At 72.3% G+C, this 17,076-nt stretch carries 15 protein-coding genes, 1 rRNA gene and 1 pseudogene; 14 read left to right on the top strand and 3 right to left on the bottom strand.

Features of this window, described 5'->3' with window-relative positions:
• The 9 genes and pseudogenes from rrf to ACVV2G_RS31855 form a co-directional block, all read left to right on the top strand.
• A 5S ribosomal RNA gene (gene rrf / locus ACVV2G_RS31895) occupies window positions 1–93 on the top strand; the annotation flags it as partial.
• A gap of 63 nt (window positions 94–156) precedes the next feature.
• On the top strand, window positions 157–807 hold the full coding sequence (locus ACVV2G_RS31890) for an HAD family hydrolase (protein WP_453846277.1): 651 nt from the start codon (window positions 157–159) through the stop codon (window positions 805–807).
• Window positions 808–914: 107 nt separating this feature from the next.
• Window positions 915–2,160, top strand: a pseudogene (locus ACVV2G_RS31885) (MFS transporter).
• Window positions 2,111–3,283: an acetoin utilization protein AcuC gene (locus tag ACVV2G_RS31880; protein WP_453846276.1), complete on the top strand. Its 1,173-nt coding sequence runs from the start codon at window positions 2,111–2,113 to the stop codon at window positions 3,281–3,283. The pseudogene ACVV2G_RS31885 and the gene ACVV2G_RS31880 overlap by 50 nt, the downstream one beginning before the upstream one ends.
• A 322-nt stretch (window positions 3,284–3,605) precedes the next feature.
• On the top strand, window positions 3,606–4,421 hold the full coding sequence (locus tag ACVV2G_RS31875) for a phosphatase (RefSeq protein ID WP_453846275.1): 816 nt from the start codon (window positions 3,606–3,608) through the stop codon (window positions 4,419–4,421).
• Window positions 4,422–4,550: 129 nt separating this feature from the next.
• A complete protein-coding gene (locus tag ACVV2G_RS31870; protein ID WP_004984898.1) occupies window positions 4,551–4,763 on the top strand; it encodes a helix-turn-helix domain-containing protein in 213 nt (70 codons plus the stop codon).
• 172 nt (window positions 4,764–4,935) lie between these two features.
• Window positions 4,936–5,034, top strand: coding sequence for a 30S ribosomal protein bS22 (locus ACVV2G_RS31865; RefSeq protein WP_003948845.1), 99 nt, complete (start codon window positions 4,936–4,938; stop codon window positions 5,032–5,034).
• Between the two features lie 207 nt (window positions 5,035–5,241).
• Window positions 5,242–6,303: an NAD-dependent epimerase/dehydratase family protein gene (locus ACVV2G_RS31860; protein ID WP_453846274.1), complete on the top strand. Its 1,062-nt coding sequence runs from the start codon at window positions 5,242–5,244 to the stop codon at window positions 6,301–6,303.
• 14 nt (window positions 6,304–6,317) lie between these two features.
• Window positions 6,318–7,421 carry a lysophospholipid acyltransferase family protein gene (locus tag ACVV2G_RS31855; RefSeq protein ID WP_453846273.1) on the top strand — a complete coding sequence of 368 codons (1,104 nt, stop codon included), beginning with the start codon at window positions 6,318–6,320 and terminating at the stop codon, window positions 7,419–7,421.
• 91 nt (window positions 7,422–7,512) lie between these two features.
• Here ACVV2G_RS31855 and ACVV2G_RS31850 read toward each other — a convergent pair whose 3' ends face one another.
• The 3 genes from ACVV2G_RS31850 to ACVV2G_RS31840 form a co-directional block, all read right to left on the bottom strand.
• The gene (locus tag ACVV2G_RS31850) at window positions 7,513–8,766 is read right to left on the bottom strand and encodes a DUF5667 domain-containing protein (protein ID WP_453846272.1); all 1,254 of its coding nucleotides are present in this window, start codon (window positions 8,764–8,766) and stop codon (window positions 7,513–7,515) included.
• 265 nt (window positions 8,767–9,031) lie between these two features.
• The gene (locus ACVV2G_RS31845) at window positions 9,032–9,826 is read right to left on the bottom strand and encodes an ECF subfamily RNA polymerase sigma factor, BldN family (protein WP_453846271.1); all 795 of its coding nucleotides are present in this window, start codon (window positions 9,824–9,826) and stop codon (window positions 9,032–9,034) included.
• 302 nt (window positions 9,827–10,128) lie between these two features.
• Window positions 10,129–11,058: an HAD family hydrolase gene (locus tag ACVV2G_RS31840; protein ID WP_453846270.1), complete on the bottom strand. Its 930-nt coding sequence runs from the start codon at window positions 11,056–11,058 to the stop codon at window positions 10,129–10,131.
• A gap of 174 nt (window positions 11,059–11,232) precedes the next feature.
• Here ACVV2G_RS31840 and ACVV2G_RS31835 point away from each other — a divergent pair, with 174 nt between their 5' ends.
• From ACVV2G_RS31835 to ACVV2G_RS31815, 5 genes are all read left to right on the top strand, one after another.
• Entirely contained in the window at window positions 11,233–11,556 is a 324-nt protein-coding gene (locus tag ACVV2G_RS31835; RefSeq protein WP_453846269.1) for a glutaredoxin family protein, read from the top strand.
• A gap of 274 nt (window positions 11,557–11,830) precedes the next feature.
• Window positions 11,831–12,598, top strand: coding sequence for a redox-sensing transcriptional repressor Rex (locus tag ACVV2G_RS31830; RefSeq protein ID WP_453846268.1), 768 nt, complete (start codon window positions 11,831–11,833; stop codon window positions 12,596–12,598).
• Window positions 12,595–14,349, top strand: a complete 1,755-nt coding sequence (locus ACVV2G_RS31825) for a glutamyl-tRNA reductase (protein ID WP_453846267.1) — start codon at window positions 12,595–12,597, stop codon at window positions 14,347–14,349. The genes ACVV2G_RS31830 and ACVV2G_RS31825 overlap by 4 nt, the downstream gene beginning before the upstream one ends.
• Window positions 14,346–15,305 (top strand): hydroxymethylbilane synthase, encoded by a 960-nt coding sequence (gene hemC, locus ACVV2G_RS31820; protein ID WP_453846266.1) that lies wholly within the window; start codon window positions 14,346–14,348, stop codon window positions 15,303–15,305. Before ACVV2G_RS31825 ends, hemC begins: the two co-directional genes overlap by 4 nt.
• The gene (locus ACVV2G_RS31815; protein WP_453846265.1) at window positions 15,302–16,999 is read left to right on the top strand and encodes a bifunctional uroporphyrinogen-III C-methyltransferase/uroporphyrinogen-III synthase; all 1,698 of its coding nucleotides are present in this window, start codon (window positions 15,302–15,304) and stop codon (window positions 16,997–16,999) included. Before hemC ends, ACVV2G_RS31815 begins: the two co-directional genes overlap by 4 nt.
• The last annotated feature ends 77 nt before the right edge of the window (window positions 17,000–17,076 follow it).

Here is a 17,076-nt window from a genome sequence, read left to right as displayed (position 1 = left end):
CCCGGAAGCTACATTTCGAACCCGGAAGCTAAGCCTTACAGCGCCGATGGTACTGCAGGGGGGACCCTGTGGGAGAGTAGGACGCCGCCGAACAATTATTGCGAGAAAACCCCGCACCGGGAACGGTGCGGGGTTTTCTGCGTTTAGTGTCCTGGTATGCGCTACGAACTGGTCATCTTCGACAACGACGGAGTGCTCGTCGACAGCGAACCCATTTCCAACCGGCTCCTGGCCGGCTACCTGACCGAGCTGGGACACCCGACGTCGTACGACGACTCCCTCCGGGACTACATGGGTGCCGCGATGCACCGGGTGCACGACCTCGTGCTGGAGCGGACCGGGCGGCGGCTGCCCGAGGACTTCGACGACGTCTTCCACCAGCGGGTGTTCGCCGCGTTCGAACGGGACCTGGAGCCCGTGCCCGGGGCCGTCGACGTGCTCGAGAAGCTCGCGGCGGACGGGGTGGCGTACTGCGTGGCCTCTTCCGGGAGCCACGAGCGGATCCGGGTGGGGCACCGGAAGACCGGGCTGGACCGGTGGTTCGGGGACGAACGGATCTTCAGCTCCCAGGACGTGGGGAGAGGCAAGCCCGCGCCGGACCTGTTCCTGTACGCGGCGGAGCGGATGGGAGTCGCGCCGCAGCGGTGCGTCGTGATCGAGGACAGTCCGCTGGGCGTACGGGCGGCCGTCGCCGCCGGGATGGACGTCCTGGGGTTCACCGCGATGACGCCGGCCGCGAGGCTCGCCGAGGCCGGCCGGCTCTTCGGGGACATGGGGGAACTGGCGGACCTGCTGGGGACAGGGTGAGCCGCCCGACCGACGGGGGCTCTCGCCGACGGGCCGGGCGAAGCTGAGACTGGTTCATCTTCGGCCGGATCTACCCACGGGTAGGTGCGGGCCCTACGCTCGCCGCCATGACTGATGTGCTGCGGCGCGGCAGGGGCTCGCTGGCGTTCGGCTTCTTCGCCCAGGGCGTCGCCTTCGCCCTGCTCGTCACGCGCATCCCCGCCATCCAGGACCGGTACGGCGTCTCCGACGCGCTCCTGCCCGTGTTCCTGGCCGCCGTGCCGATCCTGGCGGGCGTCGGAAGCGTGGTGACCGGGCGGTTGGTGCGGCGGGTACGGCCGAGCCGGCTGCTGCGCTGGTCCCAGCCCGTGGTGCTCCTGGCGCTGCTCGGCGTGGGGGTGGGGGACCGGATGACGGTGCTCGCCGTCGCGCTGGCCGCCTTCGGGCTCGCCGTGGGCGCCCTGGACGCGTCGATGAACATGCTCGGGGTGAGCCTGCAGCGGTCGTACGGGCGCAGCATCATGCTGGGCTTCCACGCGGCGTACAGCCTGGGAGGGATTCTGGGCGCCTCGCTGGCATGGGTGGGTGCGCACGGGCAGTCGGCGTTGTGGGTGGCGTACCTGCCGGTCGTGGCGGTGCTGTTGCCGGCCGTGCTGGCGGGGAGCCGCTGGTATGTCGACGGGGGCGAGGGGGACGGCGGGGCCGGTCTCCGGGGGGTGGGGAAGGAGGGCGGTGCGGGCGTCGGGTTCGCGGTGCTGCTGCCGCTGTGTCTGGTGATGTCGTTCGCGTACATCGGGGACTCGACCGTCTCCAACTGGAGCGCGAAGTACCTCCAGGACGTGCTGGGCGGTTCGGAGCAGCTGGCGACCGTGCCGTACAACGCGTACATGGTGACCACGCTGGTGGGGCGGGCCGTCGGGGACTTCGGGGTGCGGCGGTTCGGGGCCGTGGCGGTGGTGCGGGCGGGCGCGGTCGTCGCGGCGGGCGGGTTCGCGGTGGTGGCCGCGGCGCCGGGGGCGTGGGTGGGGATGCTCGGGTTCACGCTGGTCGGGCTGGGGCTGTGCGTGCTGGTGCCGCAGACGTTCGCGGCGGCCGGGCGGCTCGCCGCCGAGCGGGGCGGGGGTCCCGGGGCGGCCGACGCTACGGTGGCCCGCCTCAACGTCTTCAACTACGTCGGTTTTCTGGTCGGTTCGCCACTGGTCGGGGCGCTCGGCGATTCCTGGAGCTATCGGGGGGGCGATGCTCGTGCCCATGGTGTTGGTGCTGGTGACCGTCGTCTGCGCCAGGTCGTTCGAGGCTCAACCGGACCGATACGGTGGCGGGCATGAGCGGCCGCGCACAGCTGATGTGGGACGAGGCAGTAACGGGGTATGACTTCGGGCCGGAGCATCCGATGGATCCGGTCCGGCTCGCCCTGACGCGAGGACTGGTCGGTGCCCTGGGGCTCGACCGGGAGGTGGAGGTCGTCGCGGCGCGGCCGGCCGGGGAGTCGACACTGCGGCTGGTTCACCGGCAGGACTACATCGACGCGGTGAAGGCGGCCTCCGACGACCCGGGCGCGGCGGACGGGTCGTACGGGCTCGGGACGGTCGACGATCCGGCCTTCGCGGGGATGCACGGGGTGTCCTCGCTGATCGCCGGGCAGTCGGTGGGGGCGGCGGAGGCGGTGTGGCGCGGGGAAGCGCAGCACGCGGTGAACTTCGCGGGCGGACTGCACCACGCGATGCCGGGCGCGGCCTCGGGGTTCTGCGTGTACAACGACGCGGCGCTGGCGATCGCGCGACTGCTGGAGCTGGGGGCCGAGCGGGTCGCGTACGTCGATGTGGACGTGCACCACGGGGACGGGGTGCAGGCGGCGTTCTGGGAGGACCCGCGCGTGCTGACGGTGTCGCTGCACGAGCATCCGCGGACGCTGTTCCCGCAGACCGGGTGGCCGGAGGAGACCGGGGCGGACGGTGCGGAGGGGTCGGCGGTGAACGTCGCGTTGCCGGCGGGGACCGGGGACGCGGGGTGGCTGCGGGCGTTCCACGCGGTGGTGCCGGAGGTCCTCGCGGACTTCCGGCCGCAGGTGCTGGTGACGCAGCACGGGGCGGACACGCACTTCGAGGATCCGCTCGCGCACCTGGCGGTGTCGCTGGACGCGCAGCGGGCGGTGCAGGTGGCGTGCCACGAGCTGGCGCACGAGTACGCCGCGGGGCGGTGGGTGGCGCTGGGCGGGGGCGGATACGCCGTGGTGGACGTCGTGCCGCGGTCGTGGACCCATCTGGTCGGGATCGCGGCAGGGCGGCCGGTGGCGCCGGAGACGGTGATCCCGCAGGGGTGGCGGCAGGAGGTGTTCGCGCGGACGCGGCAGCTGGCGCCGCAGCGGATGACCGACGGGCGGTGGCCGGTGGAGTGGGCGCCGTGGGAGGCCGGGTACGACCCCGCGGACCGGTTGGATCAGGCGGTGCTGGCTGCTCGGCGGGCGGTGTTCCCGCTGCGGGGGCTGCTGGCGTGACGGTGGCTCGGCGGTGGCTCGCGTGCTGGGTGCTGGGTGCCGGCATGTCCGTTGCCCGGCGTGGTGCGGGCCGGCGTGGTGCGGGCCGGCGTGGTGCGGGCCGGCGTGGGGCCCGGCGCTGCGGGAGCCGGCGCTCCCCTCCGCGCCGCCCCTGGGGGGGACCTTTCGGGCCGTTCCGGTACGGGGGAGGCGCGAGGCCCGCGACCGCGACGGCTGAGCAGCCGCCTCGGCGGTGGCCGGGGGCGCCGCCCGTTACGCCGACCGTGGGTGGATTCCCGTGTTCCCCCCTTCCCGGGACGGGGGAACCGGCAGCATCGGGTGCGTGCTGACCCGTGGAGCTCTTCGGGCTCATCTTCTGGACGTACGTCTCGCCGGGGTCGTGGCGACTTCTCGTGAGGCGAGTCTGCGGAGTTACCGGTTGTTCGCCGCCCGTGACCCGCGGGTGCTGCTCGGGATCGACCCGGTGGGGGACTGGGGGCAGCGGGACCTGCTCGGGCTGATGGCGGACAGGTGCGGGGTCTCGGCCGATCCGCGGGACACTTCAGGTCAGGATGTGATCGATCCCGACCGGACACTGGCCGCCCTCGAGGCCTTCGCCGCTCGGCTCGCCGCGGTCGCTCAGCGACGCGCACCGGTCCTCCTCGGCACCGGGCACCCCCACCGGTTGCTCGGCTTCTACGCCGCCTTGGCCGAGGCGCTGTCGGCGGCTGGATGTGCTGTTCTCACCCCGGCGCAGGGTCGCCGTATCGACATAACGACCCGGTTCGGTCTACGCACGCACCACCTCGACTACGTCCGGGGCGTCGCCCTGGTGCGGGAATCCGGCGCCGGGCGCGCCGGTGGTGAGCCCGGCGCACACACGCATTCGCCGCTCCCGGTCCGTACCGCGCTGGCCGCCGCGGCCGAGGCCGGCGGGCCGCTTCCCGAGCTGGTGATCGGAGACCACGGCTGGGTCTGCGGAGCAGGTCAGCTGGGGTTCGAGGCCGTCGGGCCGGCCGACACGGACGATCCCGCGCTCTTCGTCGGTCAGGCGGAGGGGGCCGTGTCCGTCGTCGTTCCGCTCGACGACGCCGTGCGGTCCGAGTACTACCGGCCGCTCATCCGCTACGTACTCAATCGGGCGTGTCTGTCACGGTAGGGAAGCGATGGGTGCACCTCTTCCCCATTCGCATCACCCGCCCCTACATTGGGGAGTGAGCACGCAGCGACGAAGAGTCACCGGGAGGGGAAGCCGGTGGCCGTCGAGTGCGGAAGGTTCAGGTGTGTCATGGCTGCAGCTGGCGAAAGGCCTCTGAACGAGGTTCAGTTCCTTACCGTGGCGGAGGTCGCCTCGGTGATGCGCGTGTCCAAGATGACCGTGTACCGGTTGGTGCACAGCGGTCATCTGCCCGCGATCCGGGTGGGACGGTCGTTCCGTGTCCCGGAGCAAGCGGTTCACGAGTACCTCCGCGAGAGTTACGTGGGGGTGGAAACGGCCTGACGGCGGTCCGGGGGAGGCTTTCACGGCCGATCGGGGCCTCCCCCGGCCTCCCGGGCCCTCCCCGGCACCTCGATTACGACCTCAGCGCTCGGGCGGGTAGGCTGACCCCTCGTAGGTCGTATGGGCCCATGGCGCCCAGCAACCGAGTGATGAGAAGTGAGCGAGGGTAGTCGTGGGCTCTGTTATCAAGAAGCGGCGCAAGCGGATGGCCAAGAAGAAGCACCGCAAGCTGCTCAAGCGCACGCGCGTTCAGCGTCGCAACAAGAAGTAGGCGACGCTGCGCCGTCAGCGTGTCCTGTGGCCCCCCACCGCATCCGGTGGGGGGCCACAGTCGTGTCCGGCGGGTCTCGGCCGTATCCGCGAATTCTCGTCACGTGCCGCGTCCGGTGGTCGTCACGGGGCAGCACCGACCGGCTAAGTTGGCCCGCAGGCGGGAACGCGGCAGGCTACGGAGTAGGTCGGAAGGAAGGCGCTGATCTTGGGCAAGGTCGTGCTCGTGACCGGAGTGGCCCGTCAGCTGGGGGGCCGGTTCGTGCGGCGCATCCAGCGTGATCCCGACGTGGAGCGGGTCGTGGCCGTGGACGCCGTGGCGCCGGAGCACCACCTGGGCGGCGCCGAGTTCGTCCGGGCCGACATCCGGCAGTCGGCCATCGGCAGGATCGTCGCCGAGACGGGCGCCGACACGGTCGTCCACCTGGACGTCACGGGCACGCCGCTGGGCAGCGGCAGCCGTACGTCGGTCAAGGAGACCAACGTCATCGGCACGATGCAGCTCCTCGGTGCCTGTCAGAAGTCGCCGACCGTGCAGCGGCTCGTGGTGAAGTCCAGTACGAACGTCTACGGGTCCGCGCCGCGCGACCCGGCCGTCTGCACCGAGACCACGGCCCCCAAGTCCCTGCCCAGCGGTGGCTTCGCCAAGGACGCGGTGGAGGTCGAGGGGTACGTACGCGGGTTCGCGCGCCGGCGGCCCGACGTGGCGGTGACCGTCCTGCGGTTCGCCAACATCCTGGGCCCGGGTGCGGACACCCCGCTCGCCTCGTACTTCGGGCTGCCGGTGCTGCCGACGGTGTTCGGCTACGACCCCCGGCTGCAGTTCGTGCACGAGGACGACGTGATCGAGGTGCTGCGCATTTCCTCGCACGAGCCGCGGCGGGGCACGCTGAACAGCGGCACGTTCAACATCGCCGGCGACGGCGTCCTGCTGCTCTCCCAGTGCTCGCGCCGGCTGGGCCGCCCCACCGTCCCGCTGCTGCTGCCCGCGGTCACCTGGGCGGGCACGCTCGTGCGTACGCTGGGGATGACGGACTTCTCCCCCGAGCAGATCCGACTGCTCACCCACGGGCGGGCGGTGGACACCACGCAGATGCGCGAGACCCTGGGTTTTCGGCCGAAGTACACGACGTCCGGGGCGTTCACGGACTTCGCGCGCGGCCGCGGGGCCGGACTGCTGCCGCCCGAGGCCCTCGCGGGGGCCGTCGACCGGATCGCGACGCTGTCCCTGCGGGGCAGCGGCCACCTCCCGACGCAGAGCGCCAACTGAGGAGCGCAGCAACGATGGCGGACGCCAAGGTCATTCCGTTCGACGACGACCGGTCGCGGGGCAGTGGTGCGAGCGGCGGGAGTGCGGCGGCACAGCGCCCGGCGCGGCGCCGGGGCGCGGGGAGCCGGCGCAAGGGCACGGCGGAGTCGGTGCCGGTGCGCGAGGTGCCGCCCCTGCCGGTGCGGGGCGCCGCAGAGGACGATGCAGGCATGGCGGAGGAGGCGCGGGAGTCGCCCGGTGCGCGTGCGGAGGACGTGGACGGCGGCGAGGACGCGTTCGCCGGCCTGGAACGGCGTGTCGCGGGTGGCCTGGCCTTCCTGCGCCGTCGCCTCACCGGCGACTACGAGGTCGACGACTTCGGCTACGACGCCGAGCTGACCGACCAGGTGCTGATGTCCGTGCTGCGGCCGGTGTACGAGAAGTACTTCCGGGTCGAGGTGAAGGGCGTGGAGAACATCCCGGCCGAGGGCGGTGCGCTGATCGTCGCCAACCACTCCGGGACGCTGCCGCTGGACGGCCTGATGATGCAGGTCGCCGTGCACGACCACCATCCGGCGGGCCGGCACCTGCGGCTGCTGGCGGCGGACCTGGTGTTCGTGCTGCCGGTCGTCAACGAGCTGGCCCGCAAGCTCGGCCACACCCTGGCCTGTGCGGAGGACGCCGAACGGCTGCTCGGTCAGGGCGAGCTGGTCGGGGTGATGCCGGAGGGCTTCAAGGGCATCGGCAAGCCGTTCGGAGAGCGCTACAAGCTGCAGCGTTTCGGCCGGGGCGGCTTCGTGTCCACGGCACTGCGGCAGGGGACGCCGATCATCCCGTGCTCGATCGTCGGGGCGGAGGAGATCTACCCGATGATCGGGAACGCCAAGACCCTGGCGCGGGTGCTGGGCTTCCCGTACTTCCCGCTCACGCCGACCTTCCCGTGGCTGGGTCCGCTCGGCGCGGTGCCGTTGCCGACGAAGTGGACGATCCAGTTCGGGGAGCCGATCCCCACGGACGGCTATCCGCCGGAGGCGGCGGAGGACCCCATGCTGATGTTCAACCTGACCGACCAGGTGCGGGAGCAGATCCAGCACACGCTGTACAAGCTGCTGGTGCAGCGGCGGTCGGTGTTCTTCTGATCCCCGACCGGTCCCGACCGGCCGAGGATCGTACGCGAACGGGGGCGCCCCTCGCCTGAGGGGCGCCCCCGTCGGTGTGCCGTCGTCCGGTTCAGTCGGCGTCCTCGGCCTCGATGGCCAGGCCGGGCAGCAGGCCGGGGAGGAGCGGTGGCAGGGTGACGTCCGGCTCGGTGGGCGGGGTGTTGCCGCCCGTGGACGGGGCGGCGGGGCTGCTGTTCTTCGGCGGGTCGAGCAGGCCGCCCGTGTTGCCGCCGAGCAGGCCGTCGTCGCCGGTGCCGGAGTCGGTGGACTCGCTGGGCCTGCCGCTGTCCGTGCGCCCTCGCTCGGACGTACCGCCGTCGCCCGCGCTGGGCGCCGCGGTGCGGCCGGAGCCGGGGGTGTCGGTGGTCGCCGACTCGGAACCGCCCCGGCGGTCGCCGCCGCCGTCGCCGCCCCGGTCGTCCTCCTGGGCCGGTGGCCGCGGCAGCATGGACTGCAGCGGGGCCACGTCGTCCTCTATGGCGTCGAAGACCGACGACACCTGTTCGCTGACGTCCCCGAGCTGCACGGGCAGCCGCTCGCGCAGTGCTCCCCAGGCCTCCCGGTGGGACCGGGAGAAGGCGGACAGCGCCTGCATGGGGGCCAGCGACCCGGGGTCCCGGGCGTAGGCCGCGCTGAGCAGCCGGTGGCCCTCGGACGCGTCGTGCCGCATACCGGACAGGGCGCGGCGGATCTCGCCGAGGGACTCGTGGTCGAGGGGACCGCTGCGGCCGCGCTCCATCAGCCGGCGCGCCTCGTTGAGCCGGGTCGAGGCCAGGTCCAGATAGGCTTCGCCGCGCTCGTCGTCCCCGTCGGTGAGACCGAGGCGGAAGTCCTCTATGCCGCGCTTGAGGCCGTAGAGCGAATCGCCGGGCAGGGCGTCCGAACTGGCGGCGGCGACTCCGCCGAAGGCTCCGGCGGCCACGCTCACGCTCAGTCCGCCCGCGGTGAGGCCCTTGGCCAGCCGTGAGCGGGGCCGGAACCTCTGGAGCGGGGTCGCCCGGTGCGTGCCGCGCGTCCGGCGCTGCTCCGGAACCGGCGTGGCCGCAGCCGCGCCGGCCGCGGTGCCCTCCTGGAGCATGGCTTCGAACGCGGCCACCAGCTGAGCCCGCTGGACGACCTTGACCTCGGGGTCCAGCGTGGGCCGGGGCAGCGTCTCCAGGCCGGTGGCGAGGGCCAACAGGCGACCCTGCCCGGTCGGTTCCGCGGTGGCCCCGGCGTCTGCCGGTCCTCCGGACTGCTCGGCCGCCGCCCCGGGATCGGACTGCTCCTCCAGAGCCTGGGCGAAGGCGTTCGCCCGCCGGTGTGCCGATACGTTCGCGATCACTGGCGGCACCTCCTCTCGTCATGACGGTCGACTCCCCAGGGGGTCCTGAGGGTTGCACACCCTGATCGGGACCACCCGATCGTGTGATCGGAGCCGACCAGGGGGTGACCACAGGGAGCCTGCATCCCGCACAACGAGCGGCGTGGCACTTGGGTTACGGACGGTGGATGATCGGATCGCGAACCCAACGGGTGCTCACCGGTGGTGACTTGGGGAATGCGGAGAGTTTCGGTGTGGAGGGCGCCTTCCGTGGGGCGCCGGGATCTCAGCGCGCGTCGTCCGGAAGCAGCCGGGCGAGGGTGCGTACGGCCCGGTACTGGAGCGTCTTGATGGCGCCCTCGTTCTTGCCCATGACGCGGGCGGTCTCGGCGACCGACAGGCCCTGGAGGAAGCGCAGGGTCACGCACTCCTGCTGCTGCGGGTTGAGGCGGCGCACGGCCTCCAGCAGGGCGGCGTTGGAGAGCGATTCGAGGACGGAGTCCTCGGGGGACCGCTCGACCTCGTTGGCGTCGAGCATCTCGCCGGTGGTGACCTCCAGGCGGAAGCGGCTGGACTTGAAGTGGTCGGCGACGAGGTTGCGGGCGATGGTCACCAGCCAGGCGCCGAAGTCGCGGCCCTGCCAGGTGAAGGTGCCGATGCGCCTGAGGGCCCGCAGGAAGGTCTCGCTGGTGAGGTCCTCGGCGGTCGCCTTGCCGCCCACGCGGTAGTAGATGTAGCGGTACACGGTGTCGCTGTACTGGTCGTAGAGCCGTCCGAAGGCGTCGGCCTCGCCGGCCTGGGCCCGCTCGACCAGATCCATCATGCGGGCGCTGTCGCTGTCCGCGGCGGGACGGCGGTGGGTGGTGGCGGCGGCCCCGGACGAGGACGACCGCGCTCGTCTGCCGACGGCGGCGCTTCCGTCGGCCAGTGCGTAGCACGGGCCGACGGGGGCGGTGGCCGCGGCGAGGGCGGGGACGGCGTACGCGGTGGGGACGAAGACGCGCAACAGGTCCTGGGCTGATTTGACCGTTGCGCGCAGCGTAGCCAGGCCCGAGGCGTCAACCCCGACGTGTGGGTACACGGGACTCCCAGAGGCAGAGCTTCCATCACGTGCAGTACGGAACCATTCACCCGTCGTAGCGAAGGTGGGGTGCCGGAATGCGTCTGAGGAGAATAACGCTTCGTACAGGCCCTGCTACGCCCAGTTGCTCAAATCATCGATTACGTCGCTTCCGTGCCCGATTGACGCTCGATCGGATATGACAGGGTGATCGGTTGGTGACCGGAACGGTTCGGATTCCTGGTGGCTACCGAGCGTGTTGTGGCCAATGTGGGGAAAGGGGACTGGGGAGGGCGTCCCGGGGGTACGTCACATGGCTTGGGTCAACGGCGGCGGCGGTGCAGCGCGATGGCCGCCGCGGTGCCGCCGGCCACGGCCCCGACGCCCGCGGCCGCCGGGATGCCGACCTTGGCCGCCTTGCGGCCGGTGCGGTAGTCGCGCAGGCGCCATTCCAGCTCGCGGGCGTGCTTGCGCAGCTTGGAGTCCGGGTTGATGGCGTACGGGTGTCCGACCAGCGACAGCATCGGGATGTCGTTGTGGGAGTCGCTGTAGGCGGCGCAGCGGGACAGGTCCAGGGCCTCCGCCGCGGCCAGGGCCCGGACCGCCTCGGCCTTCGCGGGGCCGTGCAGCGGTTCGCCGACCAGCTTGCCCGTGTAGACGCCGCCGATGGACTCGGCCACCGTGCCGAGCGCACCGGTCAGCCCCAGGCGGCGGGCGATCACCTGGGCGATCTCCACCGGGGCGGCGGTGACCAGCCAGACCTTCTGCCCGGCGTCCAGGTGGGCCTGGGCGAGGGCGCGGGTGCCGGGCCAGATGCGCTCGGCCATGTACTCGTCGTAGATCTCCTCGCCGATCGACCTCAGCTCGGAGACGCGGTGGCCCTTGACGATCGACAGCGCGGAGTCGCGGGCGTCCTGCATGTGCTCCGGGTCCTCAAGTCCGGCGAGCCGGAAGTACGCCTGCTGCCAGGCGAACCGGGCGAGGTCGCGGGTCTCGAAGAACTTCCGCTTGTGCAGGCCCCGGCCGAAGTGGAAGATCGCGGCGCCCTGCATGACCGTGTTGTCGAGGTCGAAGAAGGCGGCCGCCCTGTCGTCGCCGTGGACCGGGAAGTCGGGTTCCGAGCCCGTGCCCGGGGCGGTGCCCTCCGCGGACTGGGCGGATTTGCGGGCGGCCTCGGCCGAGGCCTCGCCTGCCAACACGCTCCGCGCCGTGGCGGAGCGCCTACGGGGAGTGAGCCATCGAAGAGCGGCCATGTCCGTGAGCATAGCCAGTTTGTTCGGAGGCTTCGGAGCCGGAAGGTTCGGAGACCGTGAACTCTGGGCGACCGTGCCGTCGAGGGGCCGGCCGGCCGGGCGGGCCGGTGTGCCGGCCCGGCAGTCGGACCGCTCCCCGCGCGGGGGTCGGCTCCCGGGGCCGTGCGCGCGAGAATGGCCGGCATGAGTCCCCTCTTCCGCCGCAAGCCTGCCCAGGCCGCGCAGGCCGCGCAGTCCCCTGAGTACTCCGAGAACCATCTCGTCACCCTCATCCGCAAACCCGGCTGTCACCTGTGTGATGACGCACAGCTCGTCGTCGAGAAGGTCTGCGCCGACCTCGGCGTCCCCTGGGAGGGGAAGGACATCACCCGGGACCGCGAACTTCACGACCAGTACTGGGAGCAGATTCCGGTCGTCCTCGTCGACGGCAGGCAGCACACCTTCTGGCGTGTGAACGAGGAGAGGCTGCGCAAGGCACTGACCGACGAGTCCAAGTAGTCCGGATGGTCGCTTAGGATCGATGGTGTCTTGGTCTCGGGGGCGTTGATCGTGAGGAGTGTGTGCGGCTTTGCCTCCGATGGGAGAGGAGCGCGGGCGCGTATGCGCCGGTTCCCGGTGCGCGCGCCGGGGGCGCGTGAGTCCGGTCACGTTGGCTGGGCAAATCGGACACCATCTTTGTGCACGTGTTCACAAAGACATAGCCTGCTTTCGACGGGGCGGTCATGTAGGGACGTATGACCGCCTACAGCCCCGCTCTACCCGCAGGAGCACCGTGGCAACTGGCCGAACACACCGACCGGCGACCCGTAGCCGAGGGATTCCCGAGGCCACCGTCGCCAGGCTTCCGCTGTACCTCCGAGCCCTCACCGCACTGTCGGAGCGCTCGGTGCCCACGGTCTCCTCCGAGGAGCTGGCGGCCGCGGCGGGAGTCAACTCCGCGAAGCTGCGCAAGGACTTCTCCTACCTCGGCTCCTACGGGACCCGGGGCGTCGGCTACGACGTCGAGTATCTCGTCTACCAGATCTCCCGCGAGCTGGGGCTGACCCAGGACTGGCCGGTGGTGATCGTCGGTATCGGCAACCTCGGCGCCGCGCTCGCCAACTACGGCGGCTTCGCCTCCCGCGGGTTCCGGGTCGCCGCGCTCATCGACGCCGATCCGGGCATGGCCGGGAAGCCCGTCGCCGGCATCCCGGTGCAGCACACCGACGAGCTGGAGAAGATCGTCCAGGACGACGGTGTCTCCATCGGTGTGATCGCGACCCCCGCCGGTGCCGCCCAGCAGGTCTGCGACCGGCTCGTGGCCGCCGGCGTCACCTCCATCCTGAACTTCGCGCCGACCGTGCTGTCCGTGCCGGACGGCGTCGACGTGCGCAAGGTCGACCTCTCCATCGAGCTGCAGATCCTCGCCTTCCACGAGCAGCGCAAGGCGGGCGAGGAGGCCGCGGCCGACGCCGGTGCCGTGCCGCCCGCCGTCGCCCGCAAGCAGCCCTCCGCCGACCAGGGACCCGACGGGGACGTGCCCGCCGTGATGCCGGCATGAGCCTCCTCGTCGTCGGACTGAGCCACCGCAGCGCTCCGGTCAGCGTCCTGGAACGGGCGTCGCTGAACGCGGACGCACAGCTCAAGCTGCTCCAGGACACGGTCGCCGCCGAACCGGCCACCGAGGCCGCGGTCCTGGCCACCTGCAACCGCATCGAGCTGTACGCCGACGTGGACAAGTTCCACGCCGGTGTCGCCGAGCTGTCCACGCTGCTCGCCCAGCACAGCGGGGTCGGCCTGGAGGAACTCACTCCTTATCTCTACGTGCACTACGAGGACCGGGCCGTCCACCACCTGTTCTCGGTGGCCTGCGGGCTCGACTCGATGGTGGTGGGCGAGGGCCAGATCCTCGGCCAGATCAAGGACGCCCTGGCCCGGGCGCAGGAGCTGAACACCGCCGGCCGGCTGCTGAACGACCTGTTCCAGCAGGCGCTGCGGGTCGGCAAGCGGGCCCACTCCGAGACCGGCATCGACCGTGCCGGGCAGTCCCTGGTCACCTTCGGCCTGGAGCAGCTCGCGGCGGGGGCCGACGTCCGGACGTGGGTGCGGGGCAGGAAGGCCCTGGTCATCGGCGCCGGTTCGATGTCCTCGCTGGCCGCCGCCACACTGGCGCGGGCCGGGGTCGCCGAGATCGTCGTCGCCAACCGCACCTTCGAGCGGGCCGAGCGGCTCGCCCGGATCCTGACCGAGGGCGACGACACGGACGTGCTGGCCCGTGCGGTACCGATGGACGCGGTGCCGGACGAACTGACACGTGCCGACGTGGCCGTCTCCTGCACCGGGGCGACCGGGCTCGTGCTCACGGCGGACGCCGTGGCGGCGACGGTGGAGGGGCGTGCCGGTACGCCGGTCGCCGAGCCGGACGGCGTACGCGCCGCGGACGGCGCCCACGCCGGCGTCGTACGGGAGCGGGCCGTCCGGGAACCGGTCGTCCGGGAGGCCCCCGGCACGCCGGCGCCGGCCGCCGGCGCCGACGAGAACTGCCCGCTCGACCTGTCGCCCGTGCCGACCGGCTTCTCCGTCATGGGCGAGGCCGCCGTGGCCGGCATGGACGCGGCGACGCTGGAGCAGCACGGGGCGTGGGCCGCGGGCGGCGCGGCCGCGGACCGGTCGCGCGAGGCCGGGCGCCCGAGCCCCGGGGCGGACGCCGAGCTGATCGCCGCGCTCGCCGCGACGGCCGCGAGCGTGGGCCGCATTCCCGAGCGCCGGCGGCCCGAGCCGGTCGCCGAGGTGCCGCGCCCGCAGCCCGTGCTCTTCCTGCTCGACCTCGCCATGCCGCGCGACATCGACGCCGCCGTGCACCGGCTGGCCGGGGTGCGGCTGGTGGACATCGAGTCGCTCGCCGACGTCTCGGCCGACGCGCCGATGGCGGCCGACGTCGACATGGTCCGCCGGATCGTCGCCGACGAGGTCGCGGCCTTCGGTGCCGCCCAGCGGGCCGCGCACATCACCCCCACCGTCGTCGCGCTGCGCAGCATGGCCGCCGAGGTGGTGGCGGGCGAGGTCGCCCGGCTGGAGGGGCGGCTGCCGGGCCTCGACGACAAACACCGCGCCGAGATCACCCAGACCGTCAAGCGTGTGGTCGACAAGCTGCTGCACGCGCCGACGGTACGGGTCAAGCAGCTCGCCGCCGAGCCCGGCGGCGCCGGGTACGCGGACGCGCTGCGCACCCTGTTCGACCTCGACCCCGAGACGGTGGCCTCCGTCTCCCGCGCCGAGAACAGCACTGAGAAGAACCGAGGGCCGGCATGACTGAGAAGGCACTGAGGCTGGGGACCAGGCGGAGCAAGCTCGCCATGGCCCAGTCCGGGCAGGTGGCGGACGCCGTGAGCCAGGTGACCGGTCGGCCCGTTGAGCTGGTCGAGATCACCACGTACGGGGACGTCTCCCGCGAGGCACTCGCGCAGATCGGCGGCACGGGCGTGTTCGTGGCCGCACTGCGCGAGGCGCTGCTGCGGGGGGAGGTGGACTTCGCGGTTCATTCGCTCAAGGACCTCCCCACCGCGCAGCACGAGGGCCTGGTGGTGGCCGCCGTACCGGAGCGCGAGGACCCGCGGGACGTGGTCGTCGCCCGGGACGCGCGCAAGCTGACCGACCTCCCGCGCGGGGCGCGCATAGGCACGGGCGCGCCGCGCCGCATGGCGCAGCTCAACGCGTACGCCCGTACCCACGGGCTGGAGATCGAGACCGTCCCGATCCGGGGCAACGTCGACACCCGCATCGGATACGTCCGCAGCGGTGAGCTGGACGCCGTCGTCCTGGCCGCCGCCGGGCTGAACCGGGTGGGCCGCATCGACGAGGTGACCGACTTCCTGTCGGTCGACACGGTTCTGCCGGCCCCCGGCCAGGGGGCACTGGCGATCGAGTGTGCCGCGGACCGCGCGGATCTCGTCGCCGCGCTCGCCGAACTCGACGACCCGTTCACGCGGGTCGCCGTCACGGCCGAGCGGTCACTGCTCGCCGCCCTGGAGGCCGGCTGCAGCGCTCCCGTGGGCGCGCTGGCCGGCTTGCTGGCCGACGGGCAGACTGTCAAGGAAATGCGCCTGCGCGGCGTCGTCGGCACGACCGACGGCTCGACGCTGGTGCAGCTGTCCACCACCGGTCCCGTGCCTGGAACGCACGAGGCGGCACTGGCTCTCGGTCGCGAACTCGCCACCGGGATGCTCGCCCAGGGCGCGGCCGGTCTGATGGGGGAGCGAGCACAGTGAGCCCCACCACCCTTCCCGCCGGTCCGGACCACGGGCACGTCACCTTCCTCGGTGCCGGACCCGGAGATCCGGGACTGCTGACTCTGCGCGCCGTGGAGGCGCTGGCGCACGCGGACGTCCTCGTCGCCGAGCACGAGGTGCTCGACGTGGTGCGTACGCATGCGCGGCAGGGCGTGACCGAGATGCACACGGATGCCGATCCCTCGGATCCGGGCACAGGCACGCCCCAGCTGACGGTGGTTGACGGTGCGTCAACGACCGTGGGCGTCCCCGCTGTGCGGGATGCCGCACATCTTGTCATGGAGGCCGCACGGGGCGGCAGGCGGGTCGTGCGTGCGGTGACCGGGGATCCCGGGCTCGACACGTACGCCGCCGAGGAGATGCTGGCGTGCGTCGCGGCGGGGGTGCCCTTCGAGGTCGTCCCCGGTATCGCGAACGCCGTCGGCGTGCCCGCGTACGCCGGTGTGCCGCTGCGGGACGCCGAGGGTGCCGACGTGCGGTTCGTGGACGCTCGTACGGCGTCGGCCCGGTGCTGGACCGAGGTGGGTGCCTCGGACGGGACGGTCGTCGTGTCGACGACGCTCGACTCGGTGGCCGCGGCCGCCGGTGAGCTGGTGTCGGCCGGCCGCAAGCCGGACACCCCGCTGACGGTCACGATCGCCGGTACGACGACCCGGCAGCGCACCTGGACGGCGACGCTCGGCACGGTCGCGCAGACGCTGAAGCAGGCGAAGGTGCTGCCGTCCCCGGACGGTGGCCGGCCGGTGATAGCCGTGGTCGGCGAGCGCAGCGCCCCCGCCCGGCGTGACCAGTTGTCGTGGTTCGAGTCCAAGCCGCTGTTCGGCTGGAAGGTCCTCGTGCCGCGCACGAAGGAGCAGGCGGCGTCGCTCTCCGACCAGCTGCGGTCCTACGGGGCCGTGCCGAGCGAGGTGCCGACCATCGCGGTGGAGCCGCCGCGCACGCCCCAGCAGATGGAGCGGGCGGTCAAGGGCCTGGTGACGGGCCGGTACGAGTGGATCGCGTTCACGTCGGTCAACGCGGTGAAGGCGGTCCGGGAGAAGTTCGAGGAGTACGGGCTCGACGCCCGTGCCTTCGCGGGCATCAAGGTCGCCGCGGTGGGCGAGCAGACGGCGAAGGCCCTCGTCGCCTTCGGGGTGAAGCCGGACCTGGTGCCGAGCGGTGAGCAGTCGGCCGCCGGTCTGCTGGAGGACTGGCCCCCGTACGACCCGGTCTTCGACCCGATCGACCGTGTCTTCCTGCCCCGCGCCGACATCGCGACCGAGACGCTGGTCGCCGGGCTGATCGAGCTGGGCTGGGAGGTCGACGACGTCACCGCCTACCGGACGGTGCGCGCCTCGCCGCCGCCGGCCACGACCCGCGAGGCGATCAAGGGCGGCGGCTTCGACGCGGTGCTGTTCACCTCGTCGTCCACGGTGCGGAACCTGGTCGGCATCGCCGGCAAGCCGCACAACGTGACGGTCATCGCGTGCATCGGCCCGGCGACGGCCAAGACGGCCGAGGAGCACGGGCTGCGGGTCGACGTCATGTCCCCCGAACCGTCCGTCACCAAGCTGGCGGAGGCCCTGGCCGACTTCGGCCTGCGGCGTCGCGCGTCGGCTCTGGAGGCCGGGGACCCGGTGACGCGGCCGAGCGAGCGGCGGCCGGGGTCGCGCAGACGTCGCTCTTCGACGTGACGTGACGTGACGCCGGCCGGCCCGGGGGGGGGGGGGGGAAACAAGCAAAAAAAAAGGGGAAAAAAAACCCAGAGAAA

It is taken from the genome of Streptomyces sp. JK94 (genome assembly GCF_053613315.1).
This window is presented reverse-complemented; position numbering and strand designations above follow the sequence as displayed.